General features: G+C 62.5%; 13 protein-coding genes. 6 read left to right on the plus strand and 7 right to left on the minus strand.

The genetic code is table 11. From position 1 onward, the window contains the following. Nucleotides 1-196: 196 nt before the first annotated feature. The 3 genes from OGR47_RS07345 to OGR47_RS07355 all read left to right on the plus strand — a co-directional run bounded on the left by OGR47_RS07345 (nt 197) and on the right by OGR47_RS07355 (nt 6623). The gene (locus tag OGR47_RS07345; protein WP_165048339.1) at nt 197-5668 is read left to right on the plus strand and encodes a GH36-type glycosyl hydrolase domain-containing protein; all 5472 of its coding nucleotides are present in this window, start codon (nt 197-199) and stop codon (nt 5666-5668) included. Nucleotides 5669-5783: 115 nt separating this feature from the next. Continuing rightward, the gene (locus OGR47_RS07350; RefSeq protein ID WP_246729537.1) at nt 5784-6437 is read left to right on the plus strand and encodes a hypothetical protein; all 654 of its coding nucleotides are present in this window, start codon (nt 5784-5786) and stop codon (nt 6435-6437) included. 42 nt (nt 6438-6479) lie between these two features. Then, nucleotides 6480-6623, plus strand: a complete 144-nt coding sequence (locus OGR47_RS07355; RefSeq protein ID WP_246729538.1) for a hypothetical protein — start codon at nt 6480-6482, stop codon at nt 6621-6623. A gap of 4 nt (nt 6624-6627) precedes the next feature. Here the strand turns inward: OGR47_RS07355 and OGR47_RS07360 are convergent, their stop codons facing one another. After that, nucleotides 6628-6969, minus strand: coding sequence for a septal ring lytic transglycosylase RlpA family protein (locus OGR47_RS07360; RefSeq protein WP_165048465.1), 342 nt, complete (start codon nt 6967-6969; stop codon nt 6628-6630). 443 nt (nt 6970-7412) lie between these two features. Between OGR47_RS07360 and OGR47_RS07365 the strand changes: the two genes are divergently transcribed. After that, complete coding sequence (locus OGR47_RS07365) at nt 7413-8234, plus strand: hypothetical protein (RefSeq protein ID WP_165048341.1); 822 nt, start codon at nt 7413-7415, stop codon at nt 8232-8234. Between the two features lie 38 nt (nt 8235-8272). Here the strand turns inward: OGR47_RS07365 and OGR47_RS07370 are convergent, their stop codons facing one another. Next, the gene (locus tag OGR47_RS07370) at nt 8273-8848 is read right to left on the minus strand and encodes a hypothetical protein (RefSeq protein WP_165048343.1); all 576 of its coding nucleotides are present in this window, start codon (nt 8846-8848) and stop codon (nt 8273-8275) included. 153 nt (nt 8849-9001) lie between these two features. Here OGR47_RS07370 and OGR47_RS07375 point away from each other — a divergent pair, with 153 nt between their 5' ends. After that, nucleotides 9002-9220 (plus strand): hypothetical protein, encoded by a 219-nt coding sequence (locus OGR47_RS07375; protein WP_165048345.1) that lies wholly within the window; start codon nt 9002-9004, stop codon nt 9218-9220. 149 nt (nt 9221-9369) lie between these two features. On the opposite strand, the gene OGR47_RS07380 is transcribed toward OGR47_RS07375, so the two are convergent. The 3 genes from OGR47_RS07380 to OGR47_RS07390 all read right to left on the minus strand — a co-directional run bounded on the left by OGR47_RS07380 (nt 9370) and on the right by OGR47_RS07390 (nt 12098). Further along, nucleotides 9370-10257, minus strand: coding sequence for a DUF3037 domain-containing protein (locus tag OGR47_RS07380; protein ID WP_165048348.1), 888 nt, complete (start codon nt 10255-10257; stop codon nt 9370-9372). Next, nucleotides 10241-11077 (minus strand): HipA family kinase, encoded by an 837-nt coding sequence (locus OGR47_RS07385; RefSeq protein ID WP_165048350.1) that lies wholly within the window; start codon nt 11075-11077, stop codon nt 10241-10243. The genes OGR47_RS07380 and OGR47_RS07385 overlap by 17 nt, the downstream gene beginning before the upstream one ends. A 577-nt stretch (nt 11078-11654) precedes the next feature. After that, nucleotides 11655-12098 (minus strand): hypothetical protein, encoded by a 444-nt coding sequence (locus tag OGR47_RS07390; protein ID WP_165048352.1) that lies wholly within the window; start codon nt 12096-12098, stop codon nt 11655-11657. 78 nt (nt 12099-12176) lie between these two features. On the opposite strand from OGR47_RS07390, the gene OGR47_RS07395 reads away from it, so the two are divergent. Next, nucleotides 12177-12320 (plus strand): hypothetical protein, encoded by a 144-nt coding sequence (locus OGR47_RS07395; RefSeq protein ID WP_206527381.1) that lies wholly within the window; start codon nt 12177-12179, stop codon nt 12318-12320. Nucleotides 12321-12639: 319 nt separating this feature from the next. Here OGR47_RS07395 and OGR47_RS07400 read toward each other — a convergent pair whose 3' ends face one another. After that, the gene (locus OGR47_RS07400; RefSeq protein WP_165048354.1) at nt 12640-13710 is read right to left on the minus strand and encodes an ATP-binding protein; all 1071 of its coding nucleotides are present in this window, start codon (nt 13708-13710) and stop codon (nt 12640-12642) included. An 8-nt stretch (nt 13711-13718) separates the two neighbouring features. Beyond that, a complete protein-coding gene (locus OGR47_RS07405; protein WP_371824418.1) occupies nt 13719-14771 on the minus strand; it encodes a hypothetical protein in 1053 nt (350 codons plus the stop codon). Nucleotides 14772-15006 lie beyond the last annotated feature (235 nt).

Below are 15006 nucleotides of genomic sequence, written 5' to 3' on the forward strand. Positions count from 1 at the left end.
CGCCCTCGGCCGGCGCGCGGAACTTTAAGAGTTCTTTTACTATAGCGGCAAGGGCGGGAGTTGCGAAGCGCCGGCAAGGGCGCCGCTGGGGCGGGGGTCGACTTTTCCCCCATGCTCCGGCTAGGGAATCGTCAGGCTGCCGGTGATTCCGGCAATTGACCACGAAACGCGGCGGCGGAAGCGCGGAGGACCCCCCATGGCCACCACCCATGGCGAATCGGAAACTGGCGTGGCTCTGGTCGAACGCGTTCTTTTCGGCCTCGCCTTCGCCGCCGTCGCGGCCCTCGAGGCGTCCGGCGGTCCCACGCATCTGCTGATCGCGGGCTTTTTCGCCGCGGCCTCTCTTTATCTTCTGCGACCAGCCCGAGAGACGAACCGCCAGGCCGCCAATTTCGCCGTCGATTTCGCGGCGGTCGGCGTCTTTGCGGCGCTCTGCGATCGTTCCGGCGTGCTTTGGCGCGCACCCGAGACGCTGGAGCAGCTCTTCCGCTTCTCACCCGTGGGCGCCGGCGCTGCCGCGCTGGCCTATCTTGGCGGCGCCATCGCGCTGACAGCGCGCTCGCGCATGCGGCTGCGCGGCGCGCTCTTTCTGTTGCCCTTCCTGTTCAGCCTGCTGATCGCCCTCGGCTCGCCGCCCGTGACGCAAATCGGCGCGGCCTTGTTCCTGGGCCTCGAGGTTCCCGAACCGGTGGCGAAAATCGCGGCGCGGACACTCGCGCTGTTCCTGCTGAACGAGGCGGTCGTCATCGGCGTGCCGCTGGCGCTCGGGCGCTTCCTGCCGCGGCAATGGCGTCCGCACGGCATCCTATTCGCTTCCGCTTTCATCGCCTCGCTGACGCCGTTCATTGCGACGGCGGTCTCTCAATTCGTCGCGCCCTACGTCCCGGCCCCCATCGCCGCGATCGCCGCCGCTATTGCCGAGGGGCTGGCGCAGGCCGGTCTCTGGGGCGAGACTTACCTCGTCACTCAGGCGATCGCCGGCCTGCTGCGGGCGACGCCGTCGCTTTCCGTCGTTGTCTATCAGGACTGGAAAACCGGAGCGGAAAAGGGCGCGGTCTATGGCTTCGCCTTCATTGGATTGCTGCTCGTTGCGGGGCTCGTCGTCTCTTTCCCGCCGGCCGTGACCGCCATCGCCTATTCCGGTCCCATTGGCGGCGCGATCATTGGCGCGGCCCTTTATCCGCTCGCACGCACGATCGTGGAGAGCACGGATTCGACGTCTCCCTTCTTCGGGCGTCTGCGGGAGGCCTATCGGAGTGAGGCAAATTTTGCGCGCGGCGCCGTCGTCGGCGCGGCTGTGGCGATCGCGGTGATGGTCGATCTGCCGTCGGCCAGCGCAAGCAACCGGTTCCTCTTCGGCGCCGCGGTCGGCGTGCTCGCTTATGCCGGCGTCGACCTCGCCTTCGACCTCGCCGCACTCATGCGCGATCGCCGCCAGCATTTCAGAAGCTGGCGCGTTTACACGCTGGCCGCGCTGCTCGGCGCATCGGTCGCGGGGGCCATCGCCTGGTATTTCGACGCGGACCAGCTCGGCACGGTGGTGCGCAAGTTCTTCGCCTATGTTTCGCTGGACTACGCCGCCGATGGTCGGCCGCTGAACGCCTACGTGGTGAGACCGCTCTTCTCGAAATGGGGCGCGACTGATCTCGGCGTCGTCGACGGCGGCGTGCGGCTCCTTTACGACGAGTCGCTTTCCGGCGTCATTCAGTGGGTTTTCGCGGCGCCGCTCTTCTCGATCAATCTCTTCTTCCTGACCGCTTTGGTGAAACGCAGCCTCCAGCCGCTGAGGCAGCTTGCGAGCTGGGAAGGTCTCGACATGCTCGTCGAGAACGCCGTGCGCGTGCTGCGCTGGGGCTTGTGGATGGCGCCGGTCATCTATTCCTTCCTCAAGGCGACGCCTGACCCGACTTGGTACAATCAGGACGGCTTGATCCGCACCGGCGTCGCGACCTGGATGAGCTACGTCCTGCCGGACAATGAGTTCCGCTCCTGGAGCCTCGACATTTTCACGGCGCTCCTCGCCTATGACGTCATCCGCGTGCTGATCTGGTTCGATCACATGGGCCTGCGCGTCGCGACGCTCGTGAACCTCTCCTTTGTCGGCGGCGACGCTTTGGACGAGCACGCGGCGCGCTTCGTTGGCAAACAGCAGGTGAGCCGATCCATTCCCGAGGGCATTCGCCGCTTTGGCACATGGGCGCCGCTGCTTCTGCCGTTCTACATCCCGCGCGGGGCGGAATGGGACAAAGCCTGGAACGCCGCCGAGCAGATGGCGGGTTCGCGGCCGCCTTCCTACACTTATCTCGTGGGCGGCTATCTCGCTTACGCGGGTTTCATCGCCCTCGGGCTGGTGCTCTTCCTGCTCACGCGGCTGGCGCAGGCGCAGAAGATCCCGCTCGAGGGCATCACCGGGGCCGGCGGCGCGCCGGGTTCGCGGCCCTTGAAGCTCGCCAATGGCCTGATGATCAGCGAATGGTTCCAGGACGGGCAGGGCGCGATCCGCATCGAGGGCGTCGCGCGCGGCGGCCCGGCGATCGATCTAACACGGCGCCCCGACGATCACGCCCATCCGCGCGGGCGGTTCCTGTTCGTGCGTGAGGACGGCGGCCAGCTTTGGTCGGTGGGCGAGGCGCCGACGCGGTGCCCCTGCGCCTGCGCCCAGCTGACGGACGCCGGCGAGAATTGCCTCTTCTTCATCGCTGAGCAGAACGGCTTCGTCGTCGAGGCGCGCGTGTCGCTCGCGCCCGACGAGGCGGTGGAGATTCAGCATCTCAAGATCGTGAATCTCGAGCAGCGGCCACGCAAGCTCATGCTCGCCTCGCTGCGCGAATGGGTGCTGAACGAAACCGCGGTCGAGCTGCGCGACGCGGCCTACAACGCCATCCATGTCGGCACTTGGTACGTTAAGTCGCTGAACGCCATCTTTGCGCAGAACCGCCTGTTGAAGGGCGGGGCGCGGCGTCAGGCCGATCGCCGCCTCTCGCCAGAGGTTGGCTTCCACGCCATCGCCGCCGGGCCGGATACCAAGATGACCATCCTTGGCTATGAGGACGTCAAGTCGCGCTTCTACGGCATGGGGCCGACAAACGCGCCGGATAGTCTCACTGACCTCGGCGAAGCGCCGCGCAGCCCCGAGGACGAAGGCTTGCTCTATGGTTTCGAGCCCTGCGCGAGCCTGCGCGTCGAAATCGAAATCGCGCCCATGGGCGCCGCCGAGCTTGTCATCGTCGACGGCTGGGCGAAGGATATGGGCCGCGCCACGGACTCGCTCGCGCGCCATCTCGGGCTTGCGCCCGTTGCGCCGGAAATTCTTGATAAGGCGCTGTCGCGCCGCCGCGCGCTCATGATGCCGCCGCCGTCCGCGCAGCAACGCTACGCCTTCTCGGATGACGGTCGCAGCCTCACGCTTGCGCCAGGCACGCCGCGTCCCTTCGCCCATGTCATCGCCAATGCGGTGGGGCAAGGCTGCGTGTTGACGAACGACGGCGATATCTTCTCCTTCTCCAGCAATTCGCGCCTCAACAGCTTCACGCCCTTCCGCATGGGCGAGGGCCGCATGGCGCCTCCTGGGCAGATGATCTACGTCTATGATCTCGCCCGGACGGACCCGCACAGCCCGACCTTCGTGCCGCTGCGCCGACGGGACGCGCGCTATGACGTGACCTTCGCGCCAGGCTCGGCGGTCTTCCGCTCGGAGCGTGATAATCTCGAGCTGGAGATGACGGTCTTCGTGAGCCCCACGGAGCCGATCGAATTCCGCCTGCTCAAAATCCGCAACAAGTCGGACCACGAGCGATTGCTTCAGATCGTGCCGGCGATGGAGGTCATTCTCGCCGAAATTCCGACGGAGAGCCTGGGCGCGGTCGAGTCCGTCATCGACGACGACGTGCGCTCCATCTACTTCCGCAATCCCCAAAACAACTTCGTCAAAGGCTGGGCCTTCGTCACGACCTCCATCCCCGCCGAATTCGCCGAGACTTCGCGCCGCCGCTTCCTCGGCCACGAGAGCCGCAACCCCTATCTGCCTTACATGGTCGAGCACGGCCATCCGGACGCCGGCGCTCCCGCGCATGAGCGCAAGGTGGCGGCCTTCTCCGGTTCAATCGACGTGGCGGCGGGCGGGGAGGCGGTCGTCGTCGTCGCGCTCGGCCAGACCACCACGATAGACGAGGCGAGGCGCCTCGCGTCTCTCGCGCGCGATCCCGAGTTTGCGAGGGCGCAGCTGGCGGCAAGCGACGCCGCCTGGAATGAGCAGCTGTCCGTGCTGCGCATCGAGACCAACCGCCCCGACGTCGATCGCCTCGTGAACGACTGGCTGCCCTATCAGCTTCTCGCCTCGCGCCTATGGGGCCGCACCGGACCGGCGCAGCGCTCGGGCGCGACCGGCTATCGCGATCAGCTTCAGGACGTCATTCCGCTCGTCCATCTCGCGCCCGCGCGCGCCCGCGCTCAGATCTTGCTGCACGCCAGGCATCAATATCTCGAAGGCGACGCCTGCAAATGGTGGCACCGCGCCCCCAATGGCGGAACGGGCCTCGCCGATCGGACCCATTCCTCCGATCCGCATCTCTGGCTGCCCTATGTCACGATCCGCTATGTGAAGGGCACAGGCGATGCGGCGATCCTCGACGCGGTCGAGAGCTTCCTCGAAGCCAATCCGGTGCCGAAGGATCAGGAGGGCGAGGCGACCGTCCCGCTCAATTCGCGCGATAAGGACACGCTGCTCGGACACTGCGCGCGCGCCATCGATTACACGCTCGATCGTTTCGGCGCCCATGGCCTGCCGCTCGTCGGCTCGGGAGACTGGGACGACGGCATGCATCTCGTCGGTGCGCAGGGGCGCGGCGAGAGCGTGTGGCTCGGCTTCTTCCTGCACGGCATATTGGTCGATATCGCGCCGCTGTTCGAGGCGAAGGGCGACGGCGCCCGCGCGGCGCGCTATCTGGCGCGCGCCGAGAAGCTGCGCGCAGCTCTCGCAGAATGTTGGCGCGGCGACCGCTATGTGCGCGACTTCGCAGACGACGGCCGCGAGCTTTCTCCGATGAGCGCCATGACCGCCCATTGGCCGACGCTCACCCATGCCGTGGACGCGGCGCGCGGCCGCGAGGCGATCGAGAAGGCTTTGGCCGTGCTCGGCCGCTCCAACCGCATCCTGCTCGTTACGCCGCCCTTCGACGAACATTCCGATCCCTATCCCGGCCGCAGCGCGGAATATCCGCCGGGCGTGCGCGAGAACGGCGGACAATATTCGCATGGCGTCTCCTGGTTCGTCGACGCGCTGGCGAAGCTCGGCGCGCAGGCCAAGGCCGAGGGCGACGTAAAAGCAGCGCAGGAACTTTTCGCCCAGGCCTTCGAGAGCTGGATCGCCATCTCGCCGATCTCCAAGCTGCGCACGCCGGCGGAGGCTGATGTTTATGGATTGCCGCCGCACCAGCAGCCGGCCGACGTCTATGAGGGCGAGGGCTATGAGGGCCGCGGCGGATGGAGCTGGTACACGGGCGCCGCCGCGCGCATGATTTCCGCCGCCTATGCCATGCTCGGTGTGGAATTCGAGAGTGGCGAGCTGCGCCTGCGCGCCGACGCCTTCGATCCGAAGGGCGGGTTGCAATTGAAAAGCGTCTCTTACAAAGGCAAGACGTTTACGAAAGAGAACAGCTGTGGGGTATAAGTAGAACACTGGCTTCGTTTACATTTATATTGTCTCGGTCTGGCTGTTAATGTAGCGTTTACGCCATTCAGCGCCGTTTGGGCGCTCGTATTGGCGTTCTTTTATGCGTGCTTCGGTGTTATTTCTTGTTTTTATTTATTTGCTTAGCGCCGCCACAGCGCGGGCGGGCGCCTGGCTGTACCCCGAAGGCCATGGGCAGCTCATCCTGACGACCGCCTTCGCCGACGCCCAAGACGCGTTCGACGCCAGCGGCCGGCTGTTGAAGACGCCCTCCTATCGCAAGTTGGAAACGCGCCTCTATCTCGAACATGGCGTGACCGATTGGCTGAGCGTCGTCGCCGAGGGAAGCGCGATGAGCTTTCAGGGCGGCGGCGAGTCGGCGCGCCTCAAACAGCTCGATGCGCTGATTGCGGAAGCCAAGAGCGGCCTGCCTTTCATCCTTCCGGCGGAGACAGGAATTAGATACCAGGGGCTCGGGCTCGGCGCCGCCGGGGCGCGCCTGCGGCTGTTCACCCACGCTCAATATGTTTTTTCGGTCGAAGCCAGCCTTCGCGCCGCGTCGAGCGAGGCGCGCCACTTTCTGGATATGCGCGACGCGGCGCAATTCGATGCGCGCCTCCTTATGGGTCGCTCTCTGAGCCTCTTCGGCTTTACGGGCTTTCTCGATACGCAGATCGGCTATCGCACGGGCGGCCAGAATGGCGACGAGGTCCGCGTGGATTTGACCGCCGGCGTTCGGCCGATCGACCGCCTTATGCTGATGGCGTAAAGCTTCTCGGCTGTCGCGCCACGCGGCGGGCTTTCGACCTTGATGGCCGCGCAGAAATTCCAGCTGAGCGCGGTCTACGACTTCACAACCACGGTTTCGGCGCAGATCGGGGCCGCCGCCGCGCTCAATGGCGTGAATTCGCCTCCCGAGCGCGGTTTGATCTGCGCCGTCTGGTGGCGCTACTGAGCGGTTATTGCGCCTCGGCGACGGTCGAGACCGGCTCCACCTTCACATGGGCGACGCCCGCCGAGCGGAAGCCCAGCGCGTCTGCGGCGGTGGCGGAGACGTCGATCACGCGACCGCCTCTAAAGGGCCCGCGGTCGTTGATGGTCACGACGACAGATCGATTGTTCACGAGATTGGTAACCCGCACCTTCGAGCCGAAGGGCAGCGTGCGATGGGCCGCCGTATAGGCGCCGACATGGCCGCCGCTCGCGGTGCGTCCACCAAGTTTATAATAAGAAGCCTTGCCAACCCAACCTGCTTCGGCGCCGCCGGTCAACGCAACCAGCGCGACGGCTCCAATCAACATTTTTCTCAACAGCAGTCTCCTCCTCGCACTTGCGTGCTTGCGGGTGATTTACGCTGGCGACCGTGCGCTAGCGTGACTGCTGTCAGTAGAGTGGCGTTCAGGCAAAATAAAGGTAGGAAGAAGACGTCACAGAGATAGGAACGTCTAGAAGTGTGACGATTCATTATAAATTGTGCGGCGCAAACAACGCGTCGACACTCTCTCATAATAGAAAGAAAATAGTCAGTTATACGATTCATGTCAGATATTACGGGGCAGGCGTCGTTGCATAATCGCAACACCACGAAAAAATCATTGGGGCGCTAGCCTGGCCGCAGGGCAGGCGCGCGTTGCTTGATTTGCCTCTTGGCGGCCGCATCTAGCGGCTTCTGGCGGCGTTGCGGTGGTAGACGCGCGCCCACGCTTTTCTTCGCTGCGCGCCGCCATTCGGCAAGGAGGCGGAGATGGTTACCCGTAAATTCAACGTCGCCCTCGCGAGCGCGGCGCTAGGTGCGGCGCTGCTCGCGCAGACCGGGGCGGCTGACGCGCAACTCCGCGCAGGCGGGGGCTTCGGCGGCGCGGCGCTCGGCGGTGGCGGAATGGCGCATGGGGCGATCGGCGGGCTTGGCGGCGGCGGCCTCGGCGGAGGCCTGGGCGGCGGGGGATTTGCACACGGACCGATCGGAGGGCTCGGCGGGGGCGGATTTGCAGGCGGCGGAATGGTGCGCCCCTTTGGCGGACTTGGGGGCGGCGGCGCGATGTTTGGAGCGGGACGCCTTGGCGGGGCTCCCATCGCTGGCGCTTTCGGCGGCGTACCCCGCATGGGCGCGCTCGGCGGCGCTTGGGGCGGACGCCCATTCGGAATGTGGGGTGGTCGCGGTCTTGCCTGGGGCGGACGCCCATTCGGGATGTGGGGCGGTCGTGGCCTCGCCTGGGGCGGACATTGGGGGCGCCCATGGGCCGGTTTCGGCTACCGCCGCGCGGCCTATGGCTGGGGCGGAGGTTGGGGCTGGCGGCGGCCCTGGTGGCGCCACAGAGGTTATTATTGGGGCGGCTGGCCGCTTTATGGCGCAGGCCTCCTCGGCGCGGGTTGGGGCTGGGGCGGCGGCTATGGTTGGCCCTATTGGTCGGATTATGGAAGCTGCTTGCAGCCCCGGACCATCCGGACCTACTGGGGTTGGCGGCGCCGCTGGGTGAATATCTGCAGCACATGGGGCTATCCGGCCTGGGGTTATGGCGGCTGGGGCGGGCCCGGGCTGCTCAACGCCGGCTGGGGTCTTTGGTGATGAAAACCCCTCCCTCGACGCTCGGGGGAGGGATTTTTTCAGGCCGCCGCCGAACGGGCATGAACGTCATGGCCGCCGTTTTTCTGCATGACGTCGATAGCGATCTTCTCTTTCGCCTCGTCCCAGGCGCGCGCCCAAAGCAGCATGCCGCCATGGGCCACCTGTGCCTTGACCCAGGTCGCCTCCGCCGAGCCCAGCAGCTGGGCGAGAGTGGCGCCAATCACGCCGCCGCCGCCGCCCAGCGCCAGCGCCGCCGCGATCGCCGCGCCGAGCGTTCCGCCCGCGGCCAGCGCCATGCCGGCGCCGCCGACCGCGCCGATGTAAAAGAGCGCCCCGATCAGGCTGGCCTTGGCTTCGTTGCGCGCCTCAGGATCGATATAGGCGCCGTGGGGCGCTGTCGCGCTGCCGCCGAGCTCTTCCGCCGAAAGGCTCTGATCGCCGAGCGCCTCGCGCACGACTGTCTGGGGCGCGAGAACGCTGATCGTCGTCTGGTCGAAGCCGTCGACGAGGAGATCGTCGATCGCCGATTGCATCTGGTCGAGATTGTCGAACACGCCGACGACCTCGCGCAGCTCGCCACGTTGCTCGGGCGTAAGAGCTTTTTGCGTTTCCATTCCCGTGCTCCCCGAGCGCGGCGCGACGAAGCCGCCTGAACCAACCGCGCTCTCGCTTTGTTAAAGGGAGCGGAAGAGGCAGGGCGGCAAGGTTCGAGTGGGGGATTTTGGGGCCCTTCGCCGCATTGGCGTGGAATGTTATAGGGTCTGTCTATGAGCGACACGCTGCAATTGGCCTTTTCCAAGGCCGTCGCACTACCTGAACCGGCGCGCGAAAAGATCGCGCGGGAGCTGCTGGACCGCATCGACGCTTCGTCGCGGTTGCGGGCGGAGGTCGACGCCGGAATCGCGGAACTCGACGCCGGCCTCGGCGCGCCGCTTGATATCGAGGCGCTGATACGGGAAGCGCGCGCCGAGCATGACCAAGGTTAGGCTACTGGTCTGGGCACCGCGCGAGCGAGGATATGGAGGGTGTTCGGCGCTATTACGCGCCGCGTCGCTTCAGCGGAGATTGCCGATTGCATTCTTGCGACATCACGCAGCCCGCTTGGAATACAACCCTCTTCCTGGCCGCGAGCGAGCTACTGGAAAAAATTACCGCCCGGCGTAGAAAAGAATTTTTGCTTCCGTTTCGTTTCTATTGGGATTGCTAACATGGAGAGCGCTTGAACAAATCGCATGCGATCCTGCTCGCTAGCCCAATTGACTAGCTCTGCGCCTTGATGGGCCGCGGCTTCAAGCGAAGGCCTGGCAACGGTTTCGAGTGCGGACGATGCAGAATATACCAAGCGTCCTTTCGTTAGCTCGTTACCGAACCGCATTCGAGCTCGCTCGAGAACTAAAGCAGAAATCGCAATTTCAGTTATTGCTTTCCGAGATGCGTGTTCATCGCCTGAAGCGTCGACTGTCTCCACCACATGATAGGAACCATTACGTAAAACCAAGTCAGCAACTAGGCCTTCGTCCAGCTCAACACCTGTAACAATACGATGAGATTGGAGGTCCTCCCCTTTCTTCGCGAGTACTCGCTGCTTCTTGAATACGTTCCTTATTTGAGTTAGCAGCTTAGATTTCTTCGGACGTGCTCTGACAAGGCCGGGTTCCGGCTCGACGAAGCGCTGCAGAATAAAACCAATGCGCTCCTCGTAAGAGACCGCATCTTCTGCTTGGAAGGTGCCTGGACGTGAAAATGAAAGAGTCCCGACTCGAGAGAGCAGATCGAGACGTTGCTCGATCGACAGGTCGCCGCGACGTAAATTGCTCTCGTCGATCCGCTTGAGGTTGTTAAGCAAGTCGGACAAAGCATCCAGATCTAACGCTTGAGAGATCACCTTAGCGCGTTCAAGGCGCTTAGCTGGTCGGATATCAATGCCTGAGTCACTGAACACGGCAGCGCCAATATTCAAGCTCTCGCCGCGAACTTTGTCGGGCGAGAACCGAATAATCGCGAAGTTATAGCAGTGAGCCATTGCGCAAGCCGTCACGTAGGCGATCTATCTTTGCAGCTCGTCCGCCGTTGGTCCACCAATCTACGAACTGCACCTTTTCGTCCGAAGGCAGCCATTCGTCGGGGGTGGAATCGACAACGCGAGTTATCGATTCCGGAGCAAGCTTTTCAAGCTTACCAACTAGCGCAAGTGCTGCATCGAGATCAAATCCGTGCCGCTCCCGGATGCCGCGGGCTGTGAATATCGTTCCGTGCTCTTTCGCTAGCGGAAACCCCTCGTAACCGCGTGAAAACAAGGCTCTGGCGTGATCGATAAGATAGAGACGGTAATAGCCATCGTGTTTGCAGCATATAAAATTGTTCTCGTGGCGATCCACGTTGTTGATGAATAGATCGAACGCGTACACTTCTGCGAGCACGCGCCTAAGGCCCGCAATTGGGAAGCCGCTTGGAAGAAGGGACATCGACGTCAGTATCGCGGCGGTATCAACCTTTTCGCCGATGGTAGCTATTTGGCGAGAACCGAAAACAAGCAAGCCACTCCTTAAGCGCACAATTTTCGGAGTTGGTACGGGAAGATTAACTAGCTCAGCTAGCTGGGCGGAGACTAGTTCAGATGCAGCGAGGCGAGGGCTCGCCTCGTTGCTTTTCACGAAATAGCGATGGGTATCGTCACCGTGAACTTCTCCAAGAATGTCCGCACCTTCCTCAGAAGGAAGGAATTCAAGAAGCGAGTTGACTGGGAAGAAGAAAGCGCGATCCCCATATGGCTCTCCCGGGATGATCGGTCGGGAAAGATATGGGGCGGCCCTCTTAGCCTGATTTTCGATGTGCCCGGTCATGGAGACTACCACTAGGCTTTACCGCATGTAACGGCAGCCATACTTTGTCACTTGCGGGTATCATAACGTATTGATATCTAATGATAAAAATATTTATGTTGTTTTCGGTTTGGCTCCAGTAGAAGGCAATCTTTGTCACCTTTCGCTCGTTAGCGTAGGGCAATCGCCGACTGCCGTATGGCGTCGTTCAGGCGAGAGTTCTGGCCGGATCAGTCCTTGGAGATTGGAAAGCGCGCTCTTGGAGTTTAAGTCGGCGCTGTCTTTTTACCGCGCGCGGATCAGGCGTTCTGCGTCGTCGCGCAAATAGAACGTCGCGCCCAAGGCGTCCTTGTTCAGCGCCGGGTGAACGTCGTTTTCGTCGAGCAGCCTTTGAAGCTTCAAATGATGGATTGAGAACGAACGAGAAAGCGAAAACAGCGAAACAAATTTTCTGTCGAATGCTTCGATCTCCTTAATTGGGATCGCTCGCAGAGGGTATCGATTTTTTGGATTTCTGACTACGATCGACGACATTAATCCAGCCGACACATCTCGGTCGATGACCGCAAGGCCAACGCCGATGCGCTTCGCGGCGACGCTAAAAGGGCAAAGCGTCAAATTTTGCGTCTTTCAGAACTTCGTTGACCTCTCGGAGATCGACGACGATGGCGGCGAAGCCTCGCTCAGTCCGCAGGCGCCCTTTCCAGGAGAGGCGATTATCAAGAATCGCGGAAACGACTTCCGCGGTGCTCCGATTGGCGCGCCTGGCTGCGTCCACAATTTTGAAGATCGGGGGCGCGATTGCGTCGACTTCTTCGGCTCCCTCTTGGAGCCGACGCAGGAAATCATCGAGATCGTCCCCGGCAAACGCGTGATCGCCGACGCCTAACGCCTTCGCTGATACAAGGGGCTCAATAAAGCCGTGTTCATACAAAACTCTAGCGTTCACACGGCCGGCGCCGAGATAGTCTTCGACTTCGGTGAGCGGCATCGAAGTAGCAATCCGCTCCAAAAGTTTCCGATGCTTGTCGGCATTGAACAAAAGGCGGCTGTTAAATTTGTCGCGCTCCGTATCGCTGAACAGGCCGGCGGCGAATAGCAGCGTTCTGAGGCGCTTGGGATGCACGCGGTATTCGATCGCGGCGGAATGAATAGAGTGCAAGCGACGGCGTTCGACGGGGACGCCCAAGATGAGATCGCCTGGGCCGACCGGCATCGTTTCGCAGGCATGGCGATATATGAGATCAATAATTGGCTTTTGTGACGTGTCGGGCCGACGGAGCCACTCGTTTAGCGGGCCTAAAACCGCCTGAACGCCTTGGTATCCATATTTGACAGGGGGATAGCTCGGCCGTCGCCAAGGCGCCTGATCGCGTGCGCGCCAAGCGCCCCGCGTTCGAGGCCAGCAAGGCTTTCGATCTTCGCGAGCGCGGCTGGTTGTCCGTCAATCACCGCTTGGAAGGAGAGATTGAAATCCGAACAGAAATGCCGCGCCTCTCGTTTGTGCAGATGTGCGAGCCGGGAGACGTAGCCCTCCGGCGCCTCGCCCGGCGCCAGAGCAAGGGTAGGGTAAAGCCCGCCCATCAGAAATTTCTCCGTCCGTTACGGATAGATTGATTATCGAGCCTCTTGTGGGCGCCAAGCGCCGTTGGTGCGACGGTTGCAAACGCCTTGCCGGAATCGATTTCATGCCAGGCGCGCGCAAGGAATGGATTGGCGTCCTCGGCGCAGCCGGTACGCAAACGCCATGCGATCGCGAAGTCGTCGGCATTCATCTCCGCGACTTGGAGGGGCGACGTGGCGCGCAACCGCGTCAACGCTCCATAGATGGTGTCGAGGACGAGGTCTACGGCCGCGCCGAATTGCAATTGGACGGCATGGAGAAGGCGGCTCCCGAAATCCGTACTGTCCGAAAGGACGAGGCGGAGACCAGCCTTTTCGACGAGGGTCTCCGCCATAGCGGTTATCTCTGGAGAGTCGTCGGGAATTTTGAGTGGCGAGAATTCTACGAATCTTGTGCGACGAAAGATCTGCGCGTCGGACTCCAGGAAAGACTTCAGGGTTGGAACACCGCTGAGGAGAAGCGAGACCGGCCAGTCGGGGTCGACCATGAGAGCCTTGAGCGTGTTGACGACACGCTGCGCCTCGATCGCGTTGGCGACCTGGGTCACGTGTTGCATTTCGTCAACGTGGACAATCTGGATCGCGGTTGATTTCAGCCTGGCGCGGACCTCTTCCCAGATCCTGTGCTCGGGCAACTCGCGCTCGATTGGATATCCGAGCTGTCGCAACGTGGCGCGACCGAGCTGTTTCGACGTGCAGGGCGACGGCGCGCGTACGGTTACAAGCGGGCAACGGGTGCCGAGCGAACCATAACCGACGAGCGCCTCGTGTTTCTCGACCATTCGGAGCGTGGCCGTGGTCTTTCCGGCGCCACTCTCGCCAATTAGCGCAAGGTTACGCCCCTCACGGTTCCGATACCGCGCCCTCGGATCGTCGCCTGCTCCTGCGGCGCCGGCAAAATGACGCCGCAGGAGCCAATCGAATGCGTCGCGCAACAGATCGTCTCTGGCGCCAGCAAAATAGACCTGCCGGAGGCCTTCGACGATCTCAGCCGGATCGTCGACCGCGCGTTGCTGAGCGTTGGTCGCCATGGCGTTGCTTAATCCTCGATCCGCCATGACCGCGAGCGCTTCGCGGGCTGGGAATTATCGGAAGTTGTCGACTGGTCCACGGGACGCTCTGGTTCACCGGTCGGAATTTGGTTCGACAGGAAGCCTGCGGACGTCGATTCGCCAGCCTCGACCCCGTCCGCCACATCGACAATCGCAAAGTTGATCATCGTGTTCTCAGCCGCCGCGCGCAGGGCGCCATCGCTGATGAGTTGCGGCGTAATACCAGCGCGGGTGACCGCGAGTTGATCGATTGCGCGCAATTTTTCGACCGCGTGTCGAACCGCAGGGCGGGAGACCTCCGCCTGGCTGGCGAACAACTTTCGCAAGTAAGCGCTCTCGCGCTCCCACTCCATAAGCGAGACGTTAGACAACACTTGATCGACGGCGGGGACGAGGATCCATTCTTCCTCGAGCTTTACCGCAATCGCGCTGATGAGGTCCGGGTCGAAATGAATTTCGACGTAACCATCACCCCGCTGCAGTCGATGCCGCTGCAGGTCATCGGAATGATACCAAAAATTGGCGTGCCTGATGCCCTCGACGCCAGTTTTCGCCTGCGCGGAGATTCCGAATTCGACAATCATTGTGAGTCGGTCCGGGGGCGGAGGAGCGCCGTATTTGTCCACGAGACGTCGCCAGGCGTTGAGCGGCGTTTCGCCGCCGAGACCCGAGTGCGGCTTGTTGTGGTAAATATCGACGACGGCAAGCGTCAAAGCCTGGGCAAGTTCTTCGAAAGTCAGCGTGGCTCGGGCTTCCGCGGGATAGTCGCCGCGCCGGACCGGGTTTTCAAAGGTTCGCCCTGTGTAAGGCGCGATTGCTTCGAGAGTCAGCGTTCGGAAGATGCGCTCGATGGTCGCGCGCAGCTGCGGCAAGCCGGCTGGCGTGTAGAGAATCGTAATGCCGAGACGAGCGACTGTTTCGCGGAAATCGGCATCGATGAAGCTGGAGCCGTTGTCTGCGGCGATGAGGACTGGAAGTCCTCTTGCGGCCCAGTCGGCCGACGCACCGTACGCCTTCGCGACCCTCGTCTTGTCAGACATCGCCAGCTTCAACGCCTTCAGGGCGCTCTTCGGCGACGGAGTCCGTGACAAGACGATCGCCATGACGTATCGAGTAGCGACGTCGACAAGGACAGTCACCCAGATGCGAGCGCGTTCGAGCTTTTTGATTTCGTCAGGGGACAGCTGCTCGATGACTCGCTCGTTAGGGAGGAGCGTGATGAGTGGGGACGTTCCACTCATCGATCTCGACACGCTCAAGCGGATGAAGCGTGTC

The sequence above is a fragment of the Methylocystis sp. MJC1 genome, from assembly GCF_026427715.1.
Taxonomy (GTDB): Bacteria; Pseudomonadota; Alphaproteobacteria; order Rhizobiales; family Beijerinckiaceae; genus Methylocystis.